This window comes from Pedobacter cryophilus (assembly GCF_005116455.1).
GTDB lineage: Bacteria > Bacteroidota > Bacteroidia > Sphingobacteriales > Sphingobacteriaceae > Pseudopedobacter > Pseudopedobacter cryophilum.
This window is the reverse complement of record NZ_SWBP01000005.1, coordinates 1-17,500: the sequence shown is the minus strand read 5'-3', so window position 1 is coordinate 17,500 and position 17,500 is coordinate 1. Positions and strand designations below refer to the sequence as shown.

At 33.0% G+C, this 17,500-nt stretch carries 19 protein-coding genes; 8 read left to right on the top strand and 11 right to left on the bottom strand.

Annotated elements, in window-relative coordinates; genetic code table 11:
- Positions 1 to 57 precede the first annotated feature (57 nt).
- From FA046_RS13545 to FA046_RS13530, 4 genes are all read left to right on the top strand, one after another.
- Positions 58 to 2,133: a prolyl oligopeptidase family serine peptidase gene (locus tag FA046_RS13545; protein ID WP_394347370.1), complete on the top strand. Its 2,076-nt coding sequence runs from the start codon at positions 58 to 60 to the stop codon at positions 2,131 to 2,133.
- Between the two features lie 439 nt (positions 2,134 to 2,572).
- Positions 2,573 to 3,082, top strand: coding sequence for a hypothetical protein (locus tag FA046_RS13540; RefSeq protein ID WP_136827073.1), 510 nt, complete (start codon positions 2,573 to 2,575; stop codon positions 3,080 to 3,082).
- 28 nt (positions 3,083 to 3,110) lie between these two features.
- Positions 3,111 to 3,581, top strand: a complete 471-nt coding sequence (locus FA046_RS13535; protein ID WP_136827072.1) for a hypothetical protein — start codon at positions 3,111 to 3,113, stop codon at positions 3,579 to 3,581.
- 315 nt (positions 3,582 to 3,896) lie between these two features.
- Positions 3,897 to 4,460 (top strand): DUF1003 domain-containing protein, encoded by a 564-nt coding sequence (locus FA046_RS13530; protein ID WP_136827071.1) that lies wholly within the window; start codon positions 3,897 to 3,899, stop codon positions 4,458 to 4,460.
- A 21-nt stretch (positions 4,461 to 4,481) separates the two neighbouring features.
- Here the strand turns inward: FA046_RS13530 and FA046_RS13525 are convergent, their stop codons facing one another.
- The 5 genes from FA046_RS13525 to FA046_RS13510 form a co-directional block, all read right to left on the bottom strand.
- Complete coding sequence (locus tag FA046_RS13525; protein ID WP_136827070.1) at positions 4,482 to 4,907, bottom strand: hypothetical protein; 426 nt, start codon at positions 4,905 to 4,907, stop codon at positions 4,482 to 4,484.
- 61 nt (positions 4,908 to 4,968) lie between these two features.
- Entirely contained in the window at positions 4,969 to 5,325 is a 357-nt protein-coding gene (locus FA046_RS13520; protein WP_136827069.1) for a DoxX family protein, read from the bottom strand.
- Positions 5,326 to 5,332: 7 nt separating this feature from the next.
- Entirely contained in the window at positions 5,333 to 5,434 is a 102-nt protein-coding gene (locus tag FA046_RS17635) for a HepT-like ribonuclease domain-containing protein (protein WP_394347369.1), read from the bottom strand.
- 8 nt (positions 5,435 to 5,442) lie between these two features.
- A complete protein-coding gene (locus FA046_RS13515) occupies positions 5,443 to 5,664 on the bottom strand; it encodes a HepT-like ribonuclease domain-containing protein (protein ID WP_205943657.1) in 222 nt (73 codons plus the stop codon).
- Positions 5,633 to 5,968 (bottom strand): nucleotidyltransferase family protein, encoded by a 336-nt coding sequence (locus tag FA046_RS13510; RefSeq protein WP_136827068.1) that lies wholly within the window; start codon positions 5,966 to 5,968, stop codon positions 5,633 to 5,635. Before FA046_RS13510 ends, FA046_RS13515 begins: the two co-directional genes overlap by 32 nt.
- 247 nt (positions 5,969 to 6,215) lie before the next feature.
- On the opposite strand from FA046_RS13510, the gene lpdA reads away from it, so the two are divergent.
- Positions 6,216 to 7,619, top strand: coding sequence for a dihydrolipoyl dehydrogenase (gene lpdA, locus FA046_RS13505; RefSeq protein ID WP_136827067.1), 1,404 nt, complete (start codon positions 6,216 to 6,218; stop codon positions 7,617 to 7,619).
- 106 nt (positions 7,620 to 7,725) lie between these two features.
- On the opposite strand, the gene FA046_RS13500 is transcribed toward lpdA, so the two are convergent.
- The 6 genes from FA046_RS13500 to FA046_RS13475 all read right to left on the bottom strand — a co-directional run bounded on the left by FA046_RS13500 (position 7,726) and on the right by FA046_RS13475 (position 15,288).
- Positions 7,726 to 10,905, bottom strand: coding sequence for an efflux RND transporter permease subunit (locus FA046_RS13500; protein ID WP_136827066.1), 3,180 nt, complete (start codon positions 10,903 to 10,905; stop codon positions 7,726 to 7,728).
- An 8-nt stretch (positions 10,906 to 10,913) separates the two neighbouring features.
- Positions 10,914 to 11,972 (bottom strand): efflux RND transporter periplasmic adaptor subunit, encoded by a 1,059-nt coding sequence (locus FA046_RS13495; protein ID WP_136827065.1) that lies wholly within the window; start codon positions 11,970 to 11,972, stop codon positions 10,914 to 10,916.
- 4 nt (positions 11,973 to 11,976) lie between these two features.
- Positions 11,977 to 13,329, bottom strand: a complete 1,353-nt coding sequence (locus FA046_RS13490) for a TolC family protein (protein ID WP_136827064.1) — start codon at positions 13,327 to 13,329, stop codon at positions 11,977 to 11,979.
- Positions 13,330 to 13,352: 23 nt separating this feature from the next.
- Complete coding sequence (locus FA046_RS13485) at positions 13,353 to 13,967, bottom strand: TetR/AcrR family transcriptional regulator (RefSeq protein WP_136827063.1); 615 nt, start codon at positions 13,965 to 13,967, stop codon at positions 13,353 to 13,355.
- Positions 13,945 to 14,559 carry a TetR/AcrR family transcriptional regulator gene (locus FA046_RS13480; RefSeq protein WP_136827062.1) on the bottom strand — a complete coding sequence of 205 codons (615 nt, stop codon included), beginning with the start codon at positions 14,557 to 14,559 and terminating at the stop codon, positions 13,945 to 13,947. The genes FA046_RS13485 and FA046_RS13480 overlap by 23 nt, the downstream gene beginning before the upstream one ends.
- Positions 14,560 to 14,679: 120 nt before the next feature.
- Positions 14,680 to 15,288 carry a TetR/AcrR family transcriptional regulator gene (locus FA046_RS13475; protein WP_136827061.1) on the bottom strand — a complete coding sequence of 203 codons (609 nt, stop codon included), beginning with the start codon at positions 15,286 to 15,288 and terminating at the stop codon, positions 14,680 to 14,682.
- 72 nt (positions 15,289 to 15,360) lie between these two features.
- Here FA046_RS13475 and FA046_RS13470 point away from each other — a divergent pair, with 72 nt between their 5' ends.
- From FA046_RS13470 to FA046_RS13460, 3 genes are all read left to right on the top strand, one after another.
- Positions 15,361 to 15,798, top strand: a complete 438-nt coding sequence (locus FA046_RS13470) for a sterol desaturase family protein (RefSeq protein ID WP_136827060.1) — start codon at positions 15,361 to 15,363, stop codon at positions 15,796 to 15,798.
- A gap of 105 nt (positions 15,799 to 15,903) precedes the next feature.
- Positions 15,904 to 16,917, top strand: a complete 1,014-nt coding sequence (gene murB, locus FA046_RS13465; protein WP_136827059.1) for a UDP-N-acetylmuramate dehydrogenase — start codon at positions 15,904 to 15,906, stop codon at positions 16,915 to 16,917.
- A gap of 206 nt (positions 16,918 to 17,123) precedes the next feature.
- The coding region (locus tag FA046_RS13460) for a sigma-70 family RNA polymerase sigma factor (protein ID WP_136827058.1) at positions 17,124 to 17,500 on the top strand (377 nt) is incomplete at its 3' end.

The window sequence follows — 17,500 nt, the reverse complement described above, 5'->3', positions numbered from 1 at the left end:
CTTTCGGCTGCTATTTTTGCGGGCTGTAGCAATAACAAAACAAACACTTCAGAAGATATGATCGCTCCGGCTGATACCATTAAAACTTTACCCTATCCAAAAACTGCAAAAGGAAATGTTACCGATGATTATTTTGGTACCATCGTTCCTGATCCTTACCGTTGGTTAGAGAATGATACCTCTGCAGAAACTAAAGCTTGGGTGGAAGAGGAAAATAAAGTCACCCAAAATTATTTAGAACAAATCCCCTATCGCGAAGCCATTAAAAAAAAATTAGAAGTACTGTGGAATTACGAAAAATTCTCTGCTCCTTTTAAAGAAGGAAACTATACCTACTTCTACAAAAATGATGGTTTGCAAAATCAATCGGTTTTATACCGCCAAACCGAAGGCAGTGAGCCCGAAGTATTTTTAGATCCTAATAAATTTTCTGGTGATGGCACCACTTCTTTAGCCGGCATAGATTTTTCTAAAAATGGCAGTTTAGCTGCTTATCAAATCTCAGAAGGAGGGTCAGATTGGCGCAAAGTCATCGTCATTAAAACATCAGATAAAACTACCGTTGGAGATACTTTAACTGATGTAAAATTCTCGGGTTTAGCTTGGCAAGGGACCGAAGGATTTTACTACAGTAGTTATGATAAACCCGCAGAAGGAAGTCAATTATCGGGTTTAACCCAATACCATAAATTGTTTTTTCACCAATTAGGAACGCCACAAAGTGCTGATAAATTGATTTTTGGTGGCGGACAAACTCCACGCAGATACATTGGCGCTTACTTAACTGAAGACGAAAGATTTTTGGTGATTACCGCCGCAAATTCTACCACCGGTAACGAACTTTATTTTAAAGATTTAAGCAAACCCAATAGCGGTATTGTAAAAGTAGTAGGCAATTTTGATAGCGAACAAAGTGTATTAACCAACAAAGCAAGTGTTTTATACATTTACACCAATTACAAAGCGCCTAATTATAGGTTGGTTACCGTTGATGCCGCCAACCCAGCCATTTCAAACTGGAAAGATATGATTGCCGAAACCACAAACGTAATGAGTGCGGCTACAGGTGGCGACAAAATTTTTGCCAATTACCTTAAAGACGCCACATCATTGGTGATGCAGTACGACATGAGCGGAACTAAAGAACGTGAAATTGCTTTACCAGGCATAGGAACTGCCGATGGTTTTAGCGCTAAAAAAGGCGAAAGCGAATTGTATTTTACCTTCACTTCTTACGTTTATCCGTCTACTATTTTTAAATATAATATAGGAACAGGTCAGTCAGAAATTTATAAAAAATCTGGTGTACAGTTTGACCCTGAGAAATACGAATCAAAACAGGTGTTCTACAATTCTAAAGATGGCACCAAAATTCCAATGATTATTACCCATAAAAAAGGGATTGAATTAAACGGTAAAAACCCAACATTACTTTACGGTTACGGCGGATTTAGTGTGAATTTAACCCCAGCTTTTAGTACTTCAAACATTATTTTATTAGAGCAGGGCGGTATTTATGCCGTTCCTAATTTACGTGGTGGTGGCGAATATGGCGAGAAATGGCATTTAGCCGGTACTAAAATGCAAAAGCAAAATGTTTTTGATGATTTTATTGCCGCAGCACAATATTTGATAGATCAGAAATATACATCCACACCTTATTTAGCCATTTCTGGAGGATCAAACGGTGGCCTTTTAGTTGGAGCAGCCATGACTCAGCGTCCAGAATTATTTAAAGTGGCTTTCCCAGCTGTTGGCGTGATGGATATGTTGCGCTACAATAAATTTACCGCAGGCGCAGGTTGGGCTTATGATTATGGTACCGCCGAAGATTCTAAAGAAATGTTTGAATACTTGTATAAATATTCGCCTTATAGCGCATTAAAAGCAGGTACAAATTACCCAGCCACCATGGTGACCACAGCAGACCATGATGACCGAGTGGTACCTGCACACTCTTTTAAATTTGCAGCTCGTTTGCAAGAATACCATAAAGGAAATAGCCCTGTTTTAATTAGAATAGAAAGTAAAGCCGGACATGGAGCTGGAAAACCAACTTCAAAAATTATAGAAGAACAAGCAGATAAATGGTCTTTTATGTTTCAAAACATGAAGATTAACTATCAAAAATAGAATTGATTTAAAAGCTTTCTAAAGCCACAAACTCATGAAGACACGCCACTAAAAAGGTTTGGATTTGTGAGTTAGTGGCTTTGTTGTTTAAGAATTAAATTTACTAACCAAGCAACATTACTGTTGTTTTTATGCATTACACCTATAAAAGGCATTAGAAAATTGATAAACATACAGCTTATAGAAGAGGGAAGCCTCAAGCATTGCGTAAACTTTTTGAAAATTACAGCGGCTACCTATTCAAAGTATGTTTACGATGTATGAAAAGGACTGAGGATGCTGAAGATATGTTATCAAAGGTTTTTCAAAATCTTTGAAAGTTTTAATATCGAAATGAGATTTCAATAAAATAATCTTGGGAGTTGTTTAACGAGTGAAAAATTAGGAATAATATTTTTCTAAAAAATTAAATCTCTATCTTTTTCTATAATTTTGGGTTATGAGATACATTTTACTTTTAGTGTTATTGCTTTCCATTCATTCCTCTTTTGCTCAAAAAAAATCAATTAAAAAAGCCAAATTAGAGGTTTTAAATGAAAAGAAACTTCCTTTTAATATTGATAGAATTCAGGAAGGTTTTACTGAATCTCCTTCTGGTAGCCTCAATAAAAAATATTTGATAAAGGGTAATATAAACCTAATAAGCATTAATTGGCTAGAAATTAAAGCCAGTCCAAATCCGCTAGCTAATAGCTACCAAATAAATGATTATTATTATTTAAGAAAAGGAAAAACAGGGAATACCTATTATCAATTTTATCCTTTTAAAGGTGGTAAAATATATATGCAGGAAATTTCAAGAGCTAATTTATTGGCTGTTTTTGGTGAGGAATATCAATCGCAGATAGTAGCTTTAGAAAAAGTAACAATTAAAGGTGTGAAAAAGATAGTTCAAGCTTATAACACAAAAAATCCTGATAAAGAATCTGTACCTGCTAAAAAAGAATAAATTAATTTTCAATTCTTAAACTATCATTATGAAAACCAATAAATTAATGTCCTTAATTTTGATGGTGTTTTGCCTAATATCTTGTAAAAAAGAAAATGAAACTGCTACATTAACTATAAAAGTTTTAGATATTAACAACCAATTAGCCTCTGGAATATTTGTTGATGTTTTTGATAATCTATTAAGTCTAACTCCTGGATTTCAAAAAAATAAAACTTCATTAAACGGAGAACTAAAATTTATAGTTGCAAATAATAAAAATTATCAAGTTTATTTAGTCCCAGCTTATGAGTATAAAGATTTATATATTGGAAATACAGGAACTTTTAAAAGTCAACTGGAAATTGATGCTAACCCTATCCAAATTCCAAATCCAAAAGTTGGCGATACAAAATATGCGGATATTAATGCAGACGGAATAGTAAACAAACTTGATTTAGTTTTAAATGTTAAAATTAGCAATGATGTCGAAACCATTATTAAATTAAAAAGTAATTGAAGAACAAGCAGATAAATGGTCTTTTATGTTTCAAAACATAAAGGTTAACTATCAAAAATAGCATAATTTGCAGCTTCCCCACCCGAAGAAAAATCGGGTGGGTCGGGCTTTACAAGGCTTCACTTTGTTACGGTGCTTCGTTGCACTTTGCACTTTTGCTTGCAGCAAAACCTTTCCAATCCCTAAGCCATATTAACCACCCAAGAAATACAAAACCCCTATTTCATTGGTTAAAATTTGTGCATTCGTGGCAAAAAAAACTATCCAATTAAAAGCTAAAAAATATCCTTAAATTCAGAAAAGAATTAAACATCCATGGCTAAGAAAAAAAACTACAGAGAACTGCTGAAAACCAATAACAAAAACCTTTCTAAGCTTCATGATATTGTGGTGAAAGCCTTAGAAGAAGAGCAATTAATATCTCAAAAAATACTTGATAAACAACAAGATATTAAACCAACGGCTGGAGAAAAATTAGCAGATAAAGTAGCCACTTTTGGTGGTAGCTGGAAATTCATCATCATTTTCACTGTTTTTTTGGTTATTTGGATGATCATTAATGTAATTGCACTCAGCAATAAAGGTTTTGATCCTTATCCTTTTATTTTATTGAATTTAATTTTATCAAGTATCGCAGCCTTACAAGCTCCGGTAATTATGATGAGTCAAAATCGCAAAGAAAGCCGAGATAGAGAAAGAGCTCAGGATGATTATATGGTGAACTTAAAATCAGAGATAGAAATTAGGCATTTACATGAAAAAATAGACCTCTTAATTGCCGAGCAAATGAAAGATCTTTTTGAAATTCAACAAGCTCAAATGGATAATATTGAAGCTTTAGATAAAAAAGTAAGAGAGCATTTAAAAAAGAATCCCTAAAATTAAAATCAAATAAATAACCTATTCAAATAAAAAAATCAGAGATTGAAAACCTGTAGCATTTGGTATGGCTGTATAATACTTTAACTGAACCGCAGATTCATCAGCAACGGTATATTTTACGCCTTTAATAATTAATTCTTTGTTGCTTAAGTTGTAAGTATAATTAACAACTTCTGTAGAAAGTTCGGCATTATTACATTTGTTTGTGCCTCTGTTAATGGTTAATTTTCCATCCGTACCAAAACGGTAAGAATCATCTTTTTCGCAATCTAAAACAGCATAATACAAAATTTGACCGCTTGGGTTTGAAGAAGAATTTTTATCTATTAAAGCTGGAGCCCATACTTTATGATTAATACTTACAGATGCTGCATTATCTTCTTTACAAGATGAAATGGTAGTGAATAAAATTAGAATTAAGCCAACTAGCTTGAATTTTATCATCGGTTTTTTTCTTATAAACGTACATAAAAAAATAAAAAGAGTGCTAATTATTCTTTTTAGGCTATTTAGTAAATTTATAACTCCACCAAATGAATAAAAATTGCAATGGCAATCTTAAAACAGAACCATAAAAAAGCCATCCACCATTTTGATATTCATCAATACTCATTTGAATATTAGCCGGAAAAACGGCTATCAATAATAAAATAATTAACCAAGCTCCCATTCTTCTGCTTTGCTTTGGAATAAATAAAGCGCCGCAAATAATTTCGGCCAAGCCACTTAAATAAATTAAAGCCATAGGAAAAGGCAAGTATGGCGGCATAATTTGCAGGTAGAAACCAGGCATCACAAAATGATTGATTCCGGCTAGAAGAAACATGATTCCTATAAATATAGCCCAAAAATTTTTATTCATTAAAGGATTAATCTAATTTACTTAATACTTCAATCTTGAGATTTTTAAGATGACGAGTTAAAATTGACCAAATAATAGAATCGTCTATATTATCATAAGAATGGATCAATCTATTTCTTAAACTGATGATTTGAATCGCATTTTCAAGGAGATTATCATCAGACTCTTTAAAAACTTATTAACCGCTTCCCCTATTATCCCTAAATGTCTTTCTACCGCACTTTTTGTTTTTTCGTCTTTTGAGTATTGCTCAAAAGATTTTATCTCTATAATAAAACTTTCTATCAATTCAATGGAGTGTTCTATGTCAGCTAAAAACTTTTTCTCTTTCTCTGTCATAAATCAATTTCTTTGTTCTGTTGATATTTTCTTTAAGGTAAGGATTACGGATAGCATCTTCAGTCAACAAATCAACCTTCCGCCCAAAAAGGATTTCTAATTTATCCCATAAAGACAATAATGCTTCTCCTCGGTCTGCAGGATTATCAATATCTAACTTAACTACAATATCAATATCGCTTGTTATCGGATTAAAATGATTGGTAATAGAAGATCCAAATGCATAGATTTTATCTACCCGATGCATTCTGCATAATTCTATAAATTCTGAATAGCTTGCTTTTATAAGTGTGGCTAAATCCATACTCAAATATACTGATTTTAATTTTTCAGCACTAACCCAAATTCTCTAGCCCCGATTGTACCGAAAATCCTTTTTGCCTTTTTAATAAACATAGCAAATGGGCAAAAAGATTGCAGGGAAAAGCGGGACTAACCTAAGTTATGAAAAACCTAACCTTGCGCTTCAAAAAATTATGGCAATTAAATGAAAACAACCTTTCTATCCCAAAAATAGATTAACTAATTTAGCGCAAACAAAAATTAAACAAATGCAATACGACGTTATCGTTATAGGTTCGGGTCCTGGTGGTTATGTAGCCGCAATCCGTTGTGCTCAGTTAGGTTTAAAAACTGCTTTAATTGAGAAATATTCAACTTTTGGTGGAACTTGTTTAAACGTAGGATGTATCCCATCTAAAGCTTTATTAGATTCTTCAGAACATTACTACAATGCTACCCATACTTTTGCTGAGCATGGAATTGATGTGAAAGAAGTGAAAGTGAATTTAGCGCAAATGATTAAAAGAAAGAATGAAGTGGTAGAACAAACTACTGCCGGCATTACTTTTTTAATGAAAAAAAATAAAGTTGATACTTACCAGGGCTTAGGTTCTTTTAAAGATAAAAACACAGTAAAAATTGCATTAACAAAAGGTGGCGAGCAGGAAATTACTGGTAAAAACGTAATTATTGCAACAGGTTCTAAACCTACAGCATTACCTTTCTTAAAAACTGACGGTAAAAGAATTATTACTTCTACCGAAGCTTTAAACATGACTGAAGTACCCAAACACCTTATTTTAATAGGCGGTGGGGTAATTGGTTTAGAGTTGGGTTCTGTTTATGCTCGTTTAGGCGCAGAGGTTACAGTAGTTGAATACGCTGATGCTATTATCCCTACAATGGACCGTACGCTAAGTAAAGAACTTCAAAAATCACTGACTAAAATTGGTGTGAAATTTTTGTTGAGCCATAAAGTAACAGGTGCTGAAGTAAAAGGTAAAAAAGTAACCGTAACTGCTGATTCGCCAAAAGGAGAAAAAGTGGTTTTAGAAGGTGATTATTGCTTAGTTGCTGTGGGCAGAGTAGCTTACACCGATGGTTTAGGACTTGAAAACATTGGAATTACAGTTGAAGAACGAGGCAGAAAAATTACTGTTGATGGGCATTTAGAAACAAGTGTAAAAGGCATTTATGCTATTGGCGATGTAATTAAAGGCGCTATGTTGGCTCACAAAGCTGAGGAAGAAGGAACTTTTGTTGCGGAGGTAATAGCCGGACAAAAACCTCATATCAATTATAATTTAATTCCGGGTGTGGTTTACACTTGGCCAGAAGTTGCTGCTGTTGGTTATACTGAAGAGCAGTTAAAAGAGACCGGCAAAAAATACAAAGTTGGTTCTTTCCCATTTAAAGCTAGCGGAAGAGCAAGAGCAAGTATGGATACAGATGGTTTGGTAAAAGTTTTAGCTGATGCCGATACTGATGAAATTTTAGGTGTTCACATGATTGGCCCACGTTGTGCTGATATGATTGCAGAAGCTGTGGTAGCCATGGAGTTTAGAGCAAGTGCTGAGGATATTGGTAGAATAAGCCATGCTCACCCAACATTTACAGAATCTTTTAAAGAAGCTGCTTTAGCTGCAACTGCAAACAGGGCGATACATATTTAATATTGAGACATCATTTTTTTAAGGCTTTGGATGATTCTTATCCAAAGCCTTAAAAAAAGCCGCATAGCTGCGGCTCCTTTCACTCAAACTAACAATTAAACTATTTTTAAATCATTTCTGGAGAGTGCTCATATTCTTTCACATCTTTGTGATTATAATCCTCTACCATTAATTCTTCAATAGTTTTTTCTCCCTTTTTAGCTCCAAACTTTTCAATTAATCTATCAAAAATCTGATACATTACTGGAACAATAATTAAAGTAAGAAATAAAGAACTCATTAACCCACCAATAATAACCCAAGCCAATCCGTTTTTCCACTCGGCACCTGCACCACTAGCAATAGCAATTGGGATCATCCCTATCACCATGGCAATAGTTGTCATTAAAATGGGACGTAAACGAGCATGATTGGCTAAAATGAGAGCCTCATAAGTGCTTTTACCTTCTTTCTTCATCTGATTGGTAAAATCCACCAAAATAATAGCATTTTTTGCTACCAAACCTATTAGCATAATTAAACCCAAAATGGTAAACAGGTTTAAAGAATTATTAGTTAAGCCTAAAGCTAATAAGGCTCCAATAATTGACAGTGGGATAGAAAACATCACCACAAAAGGATATACAAAGCTATCATATAGGGCAACCATAATAAAATAAACCAAAAATATTGAAGCCAATAATGCAATACCTAAAGTCCCAAAACCTTCGCTTTGGTTTTCTTGGTCGCCACTCCAAGTTAAGCTTACACCAGTTGGCTTAGGCATGGCATCTAATTTTGTTTGAAAATCTGCTACAATAGTTCCACTTGGCCTACCAATAGCTTGTGATTGCACAGAAACCGAGGTGCTTTTATCTCGGCGCTCTAATTGGCTTGGACCTGAACTTTGAGAAATGGATGCAAATTGAGAAAGTTTAATTTGCTCTCCCTTGGTGTTTACAAACAATAAATTGCTTACATCATTAATATTCTTTCTATTAAAAGCTTGATAGCGAATGTTGATATCGTACTCGTATTCTCCTTGTCTAAATTTCCCATCAGTGTTACCGCTAAAAGCCGTTTGCATGGTTCCGCCAACTGTTTGTAAGTCTAAACTAAGTACGGCCATTTTATCTCTATTTACTTCTACCCTAATCTCTGGGTTACCCGCTTCAACAGATAATTTTACTTCAGCCGCTCCTGGTATTTTACCTAAAACTGTTTTAGCTTGTTCAGCAAATTTCAGTACACTATCCAATTCAGAACCCATAACTACCAAATTAATAGGTGCTTGTTGTGCAGTACCTATTAAACTTATTGGAACTGTTTTAATCTTAACACCTACCAATTGCTTGGCCATTTCTCTACTTATCTTTGCTGCATAAATGGTTGCATCATCTTCTCTATCTTTCTTTTCAACCAACTTTACATTAATTTCTGATTTATAAGCTGTTGATTGTGAGGCGCCTGTACCACCATCACTTGATTGCCCAACGGTAGTTATTAAAGAAACAATTTCCTTTTTTGCGGATAGAAATTCTTCTGCTTTTCTTGTCATTTGGTTGGTTTGCTCTATCGATGCATCTTTAGGCATTTCTATTTGCACCAAAAACTCTCCTTTATCACTCTGAGGAAAAAACTCTGCTCCAATATATCCTTTTCCTAATAATACAAAAGACGCAATTAACAATCCAAAAGTTACTCCTAAAGCTGTTTTCTTATGTGCTAAACACCATTTTAAAATATCGGTTACCCAATTAGTAAAACGATGCAATTGCTTTTCGAAACCTAAAATAATACGGCCAAAAAACGTTCTATTGGTAATGCGTTCTAATTTTCCAAAACGAGAAGAAAGTAAAGGAATAATAGTAAATGATGTAAATAACGATAATAAAGTAGACATAATAACCACCACACAAAATTGGGTGAGAATATCTGACACCAAACCCGAACTTAAAGCAATAGGAAAAAATACAACCACAATAACCAAGGTGATGGAAACTACTGTGAAACCTATTTCTTTTGTAGCATCTATGGCAGCTCTTACTTTATTTTTACCCATCTCCATGTGGCGATAGATATTTTCTAAAACTACAATAGCGTCATCTACAAGAATACCCACTACCAGTGATAATCCCAATAACGACATTAAGTTGAGGGAGTATCCTAATAAACTCATTCCTATAAAAGTTGCCACTAAAGATGCAGGAATAGAAACCATTACAATTAAGGCGTTTCTAATACTATGTAAGAAGAAAAGCATTACAAATGCAACTAAAATAATTGCTAAAATTAAATCATGTATTACCGCATCTGCTGATTCTAGTGTAAAAACGGAGCTATCATTAGCGATGCTGATCTTTAATCCTGTAGATTTATAATCAGTTTCTACTTTTTTAATGAGTCCTTTCACTCCTTCACTCACTTCCACAGCATTAGCATCTGACTGCTTTATGACTTGTAAAGCGATAGCGTTTTTTCTATCTACTCTAGCAATTTTCTCTACATCTTTTTGGGTGTCTTGCACATCAGCAATATCACCTAAACGAATTTGCGCACCCTCTTTACCTGTACTAATCACTAGGTCTCTGATGTCTTTGGTTGATTTATATTTCCCTGCTAATCTGATTAATATATCTTGATCTTCTGTTCTGGCACTACCTGTAGGAAAATCTAAATTAGAACTTAGTATAACTTTTTCAACCTGTAAAAGGGATAAACCATAACCTTCTAATTTACTAGCATCTATGCTAATTTGAATTTCACGCTCCTCACCACCTACTAAATTAACTTGAGCTACACCGGGTACTCTAGATATAATTGGCGCAATTCTTTTATCAATTAAATCAAAAAACTCGGCATCTGTCATATTTGCTGAGGCCGACATGGTAATAATAGGTAAATCATCTAAAGAGAATTTGTTTAATCCTGGCGCCTCAATATCATCAGGTAAATCAGCTAAAATGGCATTTACTTTTCTTTGCGCATCATTTAAAGCTAAATCTACATCAGTTCCACTATTTAAAGTGATGGTCACCAATGATAAACTTTCGAAAGATTTTGCTTCAATTTTTTTGATGTTTTCCATAGAAGAAACTGCATCTTCTATTTTTTTAGTAACGGTATTCTCTACCTCACTTGGTGATGCTCCTGGATAAATAGTACTTACAGAAACTACCGAAGGAGAAAATTTAGGCAATAACTCATAGTTTAATGAGAAATAACTTAATAAACCCAGCAAAGTAAGTACTGTAAAAACCACAATTACAAGCGATGGACGCTTAATTGATATTTCTGTAATTTTCATTGTTTTAATTATTTAATAGGAGCCACTTTTACGCCGTCAATTAAATTGATTTGGCCACTTATAATTACAGTTTCGCCTTCTTTAAGCCCATCTAAAATTTCTACCTGTTCTGCTAAAATTCTACCGGCAATTACTTTACGCTCTTTGGCTAATCTATTTTGCATTACATAAATTTTATTACTACTCACGCTACCTACAAAAGAAGTTCTTGGAATAGTTAAAGTTGGAGCTTGTTTAGGGAACTCGAAAATTGCAGTGCCATACATACCTGCTTTAATTTGCTTTTCGGCATTATTAACCAACTCAATTTCAACCGGAAAATTCAATGAATTATCAGCCTTTGGTGCTATAAAAGTTATTTTCCCTACAAAGTCTTTATTAGCAACAACATTTGATTTTATTTTTACTTGGTCTCCTACTTTAAGGTTAGCCACTTGAGATTCATTTACTGTTAAAGCCAACTTAAGTTTAGAAACATCTACCAATTCAAACAGTTCTTTTCCTGCTGATACATAAGCGCCTTGTTCTATAAATCGCTTATTCACAATGCCGTTTATTGGAGATTTAATATTAGCATCACTTAACTTTCTTTTTGCTTCTTGCAACATGGCTTTTGAATTTTCTACGCCTAACTTTGCTTGATCAAACTGTTGCTGAGTAACACCACCAGTTTGATAAGAACTTTGGTATCTTTCCAAATCCCTTAAGGCATTTTGATAGGTAGCATTTGCATTACGTACATTAACACCTAAAATTTCAGCATCTAAATAAGCCAATACTTGTCCTTTAGAAACTTTGCTTCCTTCATCAACTGTGATGCGGGTGACTCTTCCAGAATTTTCAGAAAGGAAAGTTAAGTCTTGCAGTGCTGCAAAAGTTCCGTTGGCAGTAAAATTTAAATTAATATCATTTTTTGTAGCCAATTTTGTTCTTACCATAACAGCACCTCCACTTTCTGCTGCTATAGCTGTTTTGGCCTCATTCTCTTTTTTATTATTTGTAAGAACCCAGCCAATAACTACAATTGAAGTAATTACGCTGATTACCGGGATAATTATTTTTTTCATGTTTTTAGTTTAATAAATTTTGGATATTACCTTTTGATTTGATTAGTTGTATTTCGGCCAGTTTATAATTCAATAAAGCTTGATTATAGCTGTTTTGTGCCTCTGTTAATGAACTTTCTGCATCTAACAAGTCTGTTAAACTTGCTAATCCATTTTTATAGTTATTTTGGGTACTGTTGTAAATTTCTTGGGCCAACTGCTTATTTTCTTCTTGTGAATTAATGGTATTTACACTATTTCTAATTTGAATTTTAGCATTCTCATAAGCAAGATTTAAAGATTGTTTGGTAAGCGTTAACTCTTCATTAATCTTTCTAATTTCTACATCAGCTTTATTTACTCTTGATCTTCTGGCAAATCCATCAAAAATTGGGATATTTAGCGTTAACCCCAATGAAGAAGCATCAAACCATGTAGCTGTACCGTTGTTTCTTCGGTACAAATCAAATTTCTGACTCACCCCCGTATATGCGAAGTTGCTATTGAAAGATAATTTTGGTAAATACTCTGCCTGATTAGCTTTTTTCTGAAACTGTAACAGCTCTTTTTGCTTCATTAAAACCTTATACTCTGTTAAATCTGCCAAAGTCAAACTATCAGCAATTTTATTCGCATCAATATTTAACTCCTTAAAATTTATTGTTGGAATATCAATGGCTGTAGAAATTGGCATCCCCATATAAAACTTTAATAAATTCTCTTGCTGAGTTACCCCATCAATTACTTGAGCTCTTTGGTTTAATAAATTTGTTAAACTCACTTTCACCCTATCTAAATCAATCTTCTTTGCTAATCCATTTTGATACTGAGCACTTACTATTTTTTGGGTGCTTTTTAAAGAATTGATATTGGAATCAAGTACGGCAATGTTTTCTTTGTAAACTAACACTTGATAATATGCAGAAGCTACCTGTTGAATTACACTCTCCTCAGTTAATTCAGCACTTAAGTTGTAAAAATCCTCACCAGATTTTGCTGCTTTTAGTCCAGTAAAAACAGATTGATTAAAAATTTGCTGACTTAATTGTACTTGAGCTGCCGAATTCCATTTTGTACCAAAAGCAACCAAAACCGTTTCTCCTGGCCTTCCAACCAATTCTCCTGGCAAAGGATTTTGTTGAAGAATTAAATTATTAGTAAGTGTTCCTGTTCCATTTATCTGTGGTAAAGCCTGTGCTTTTATTTCTGCTGTGGCGTATTTTCCACCTTCTATATCAAGTTTAGCCTTTTTAATATTCTCACTATTTTTTATAGCATAGTTTAATGCCTCTTTTAAAGACAGGCTTTGTTGAGCAAAAGTTATATCTGCTATAAATAATCCGATGATTAAAAGCAGCATTATTTTTATTGATTTCATTTTTATATGTTAATTTTTATTATTTATGATTTAATATATAGTTTGCCTTTATCGCTACAAACGGCATGGAGGTAAAAATCATTAAGCTTGTTTAAAGTTTTAGTAACATCAAAATCTATCTCAGGAAAAGCGTTTTCATCAAATGCAGCAACAAACTGATTTAACCTAGCATTAGATATAAATTCAACTTCTAAATCTGGTCTGTACAAACCCTCTTCTATACCTCTCTCCAAATTTTCTTTAATACCCAACAAAATGCAATGATGCCGATGATGTGTAAAATGCCCTGATAACTCGGGAAAATATTTATCCATCTCAAAAAATATATTTGGGCTAATTTCTTTGAAAAAATAGAGTAGCACATCCACTTGTAAATACAATTCGTCGATTGCATTTTGACTTATCATTCTAGTTTCATTGAGCTTATTACCATGGCTAACTATTAAATCATCAATGATGATGTTTACAATTTCTGCCTTATCCTTAAAATGGTTGTATAACGTTTTTTTAGACATTCCTAAATGCTTAGATATATCATCCATGGTGATGCTTCTTATGCCAAAAAAGAAAAATAGCTCTCTTGCTTTTTCTAATATCCTAGTCCTATCTTCTGTTTTATCTTGCAATAATGCCATCATAAAAAATGGTGATTAGTTTTTCATACTTAGTTTTGATGCTCAGAAACTGTTCTTCTGTTGGGATCAATGTTTTAAGGTTGATATGTACTTCAAAAACCCAAAGCCCTGTTAGTACATCAATAAATATTTGCGCAGTATCTTTGCAATCAATATCCTTAATTAGCCCAAGTGATTTAAATCTGCTGAAAAGTTTAAAAAGTATGTTTAACTCTTCTTCTTTTGTTTTATCTAATAAACTTCTAAATCTGGCATCAGTTAAATAATGATCAGTTTGCCCATCATTCATATGCAACATGAAGTATTTCTTTCCGAACTCAATCTTGAGATCAATTAGGGAGCTTAAAGCTAATTTCAATGATGTTTGACCAGCTAAAATCGAATTCTGTTTATTAATGAAATCATAAAAAATGTGTTCTATAACTTTAAGTACAAGCGTGGTTTTATCAGGAAAGTAATAGTATAATAGGGCCTTTGAAAAAGATAAATCATCGGCAATTTCATTCATGGTAGTTTTAGAAACTCCAAAATGAGAAAACCTTTTTAGGGCGACTTCAATAATTTGCTCTTGTTTTATATCTACCTGTTCAATCATTTATTGATTTGAATAATTTACTTACTGACTTTATAAGTATTTTAGTCAAAAATACAGCAAAACATTTTCAGGCAAAGAATATTTACCTGAAAATTTCTTCAAATGACGATTAAATGATAATTAGGGCTTAGACAGACCTTTAAGAAAAATGTACACAATTTCTTTTTGTCGTCTAGAAATCATATCTAAATAGGCTCTATCCACACCAAATTGAATATTTGAACTGCTCATATAAAATTTACGCAAGCCTTGCAAAGCATCAAAAAGTAAATTTGCGGTATAAGTAGCATCTTCAACCAAATAGGTATTGCTTTTGATTCCTATTTCTATAATTTCTTTTAGGTGGTTAATCTCAGATGCGTTTGATTGATCAAGTATCACTTTTAAATCTTGATACTTCTCAATATTAGCAAACTTGTTAAAATCCAGGATGGGAAAGTACTTTTCTATAAAATTTTGTCTGGTTTCTATATAAATTTTAAGCGCAGCCTCTGGCGAAGTTTCGTTAGCCAATTTAGCATCTACTTGACTTGTGATTTCTGTAAATACTTTAGACAAAACTGCGGCGTATAAATTAATTTTATCAGGAAAATAATAGTATAAGAGTGATTTAGACAAGCTTAAATCATTTGCAATTTCATTCATAGTGGTTTTATTTAAACCAAAATGTGCAAACCGCTTTAAAGCACCTTCAATAATCTGTTCCCTTTTTTGATCTTGTTGATCCATTTATTACGCAAAATTATAATTAAGCTAAATTAACGATACAAAATTAAATGCATCTTTGTTTTTTAAAATAATATGAACTGGCTTTTTGCAATAGTAATAATTTTATTAACCTTAGTTGTGATGGAAATCATTTCATGGGCTATGCATAAATATTTATTTCATGGGCCGCTTTGGTTTATTCATAAAACGCATCATCAACAAAGGCATGGTTTTTTTGAACTCAATGATATTTTCAGTTTATTATTTGGAACTATTGCTGTTGGCTTAATATGGTTAGGACATGAAACTTTAGATTATAAATTTTGGATTGGAGCAGGGATATCCATTTACGGAATTATCTATTTTGTTTTTCACGATTGGTTTATTCATAACCGATTAAAAGCCTTTAAATCTGAAAACAAATATTTAAAAGGAATTAGACGAGCACATAAAATTCATCATAAATCTATGGAGAAAGATGATGCGGAAGAGTTTGGGTTGCTAATTGCTTCAAAGAAATATTTTAAATAGTTTGTTGGATGGTTAGTTATTAGTTTGTTAGGAATCTTCAAATTCATTAATTTTCAAATCATCAAATCAATACCTATCTTCAAATTAACTAATTTTCAAATCAGTATGCTTCAAATCCACGAAAATGTTTCTTTAAAAAACTTCAATAGTTTTAGTATTGATGCTTTCGCAAGGTATTTTGTGGAAATTAATCATAAAGAAGATTTGGTTGAGCTTTTTCAAGATCCGCAGTGGCTACAAACCCAACGATTAGTGATAGGTGGAGGCAGCAATATGCTTTTTACTAAAAATTTTGATGGTTTAGTTATTAGAATAAATATTAGAGGCATTGAACATCGGATTAACCATAACGAAGTAACCGTAGAAGCTGGAGCTGGCGAGGTATGGAATAATTTGGTTAATTACTGTGTAGATTGGGGTTTTGCAGGGATAGAAAACTTGAGCTTAATTCCGGGTTCTGTAGGCGCTTCTCCTATTCAAAATATAGGCGCTTATGGTGTAGAACTTAAAGATATTTTTGAAAGCTGTGAAGCTTTTGAAATTGCCAGTAGTGAGACTAAACATTTTACCAAAGCAGATTGCCATTTTGCTTATCGCGAAAGCATATTTAAACAAGAATTCAAAAATCAATACATCATTACCCGTGTGAAATTTAAATTGCACACTCAAGGTCAAATCAATATATCTTACGGTGCTATTGCTGATGAATTATTAAAAAGAGGAATCCACCAACCTAATATCAAAGATGTTTCTCAAGTAGTTTCTGCCATTAGAGTTTCTAAACTTCCTGATCCTTCCACTATCGGTAATGCGGGTTCTTTTTTCAAAAACCCTGTGATTTCTAAAATTGAGTTTGATCCAATTCATCATTTATATCCAAATATTGTCCACTTTTTAGTAGATGATAAAGTAAAATTAGCCGCTGGTTGGTTAATAGAGCAATGTGGGTGGAAAGGAAAAGTAGTAGGAAATACCGGAACTTGGAAAAATCAGGCTTTGGTATTGGTAAACCACGGAAATGCTTCAGGATTAGAGGTTTTTAAACTTTCTGAAGAAATTATCACCTCTGTAAAAGAGAAATTTAATGTTACTTTACAAAGAGAAGTTAACATCATATAAAAATTTATAAATTAAATTTTCGTTAACTCTGTTACCAATTTTTTCATAAAAGCGCTCTAGCATTTAATCATGTATCTTTTTCAATGATAACAATACGTGTTTAAACATTTTGTTTATGTTAATTGATAAAAAGCTAAACAAAAACTTGCGTAAGTAAAATTCATTACTTACTTTTGTTTAACTTATTTATTAAAAGGTTAAACAAAATGACAAAGATAGAATTCAATACTCTCGTAATGCGTCAGGCTCCATCACTAAAAATGTATGCTTTACATTTTACTCATGATGCGGATGATGCCAATGATCTTGTTCAGGATACCTTATTAAAAGCAATAACTTATTACAACAAGTTTAAAGAAGGAACAAATTTGAAAGGATGGTTATATACCATCATGAAAAACACATTTATTAATAACTACCGTCGCTTTGTAAAGATTAGCTCTTTTGTAACTAAAACAGATGAAATATCATCAGCTCAACTTTCTTTTAGTGCAACAGGAAATGGTGGAGAACAAAAGTTTGTAATGGATGACATTAAAAAGGCTTTATCTAGTTTACAAAAAGAATATTATACTCCTTTTAC

What these genes read in the sequence shown, in the direction of transcription:
- FA046_RS13470 (WP_136827060.1), top strand. Translation starts at nt 15,361, where the DNA reads ATGAACTGGCTTTTTGCAATAGTAATAATTTTATTAACCTTAGTTGTG.
- FA046_RS13515 (WP_205943657.1), bottom strand. Translation starts at nt 5,664, where the DNA reads ATGACAGAGAAAGAGAAAAAGTTTTTAGCTGACATAGAACACTCCATT.
- FA046_RS13545 (WP_394347370.1), top strand. Translation starts at nt 58, where the DNA reads ATGATCGCTCCGGCTGATACCATTAAAACTTTACCCTATCCAAAAACT.
- lpdA (WP_136827067.1), top strand. Translation starts at nt 6,216, where the DNA reads ATGCAATACGACGTTATCGTTATAGGTTCGGGTCCTGGTGGTTATGTA.
- FA046_RS13510 (WP_136827068.1), bottom strand. Translation starts at nt 5,968, where the DNA reads ATGGATTTAGCCACACTTATAAAAGCAAGCTATTCAGAATTTATAGAA.
- FA046_RS13475 (WP_136827061.1), bottom strand. Translation starts at nt 15,288, where the DNA reads ATGGATCAACAAGATCAAAAAAGGGAACAGATTATTGAAGGTGCTTTA.
- FA046_RS13540 (WP_136827073.1), top strand. Translation starts at nt 2,573, where the DNA reads ATGAGATACATTTTACTTTTAGTGTTATTGCTTTCCATTCATTCCTCT.
- FA046_RS13530 (WP_136827071.1), top strand. Translation starts at nt 3,897, where the DNA reads ATGGCTAAGAAAAAAAACTACAGAGAACTGCTGAAAACCAATAACAAA.
- FA046_RS13535 (WP_136827072.1), top strand. Translation starts at nt 3,111, where the DNA reads ATGAAAACCAATAAATTAATGTCCTTAATTTTGATGGTGTTTTGCCTA.
- FA046_RS13490 (WP_136827064.1), bottom strand. Translation starts at nt 13,329, where the DNA reads ATGAAATCAATAAAAATAATGCTGCTTTTAATCATCGGATTATTTATA.
- FA046_RS13525 (WP_136827070.1), bottom strand. Translation starts at nt 4,907, where the DNA reads ATGATAAAATTCAAGCTAGTTGGCTTAATTCTAATTTTATTCACTACC.
- FA046_RS13485 (WP_136827063.1), bottom strand. Translation starts at nt 13,967, where the DNA reads ATGATGGCATTATTGCAAGATAAAACAGAAGATAGGACTAGGATATTA.
- FA046_RS13520 (WP_136827069.1), bottom strand. Translation starts at nt 5,325, where the DNA reads ATGAATAAAAATTTTTGGGCTATATTTATAGGAATCATGTTTCTTCTA.
- FA046_RS13500 (WP_136827066.1), bottom strand. Translation starts at nt 10,905, where the DNA reads ATGAAAATTACAGAAATATCAATTAAGCGTCCATCGCTTGTAATTGTG.
- FA046_RS13480 (WP_136827062.1), bottom strand. Translation starts at nt 14,559, where the DNA reads ATGATTGAACAGGTAGATATAAAACAAGAGCAAATTATTGAAGTCGCC.
- FA046_RS13495 (WP_136827065.1), bottom strand. Translation starts at nt 11,972, where the DNA reads ATGAAAAAAATAATTATCCCGGTAATCAGCGTAATTACTTCAATTGTA.
- murB (WP_136827059.1), top strand. Translation starts at nt 15,904, where the DNA reads ATGCTTCAAATCCACGAAAATGTTTCTTTAAAAAACTTCAATAGTTTT.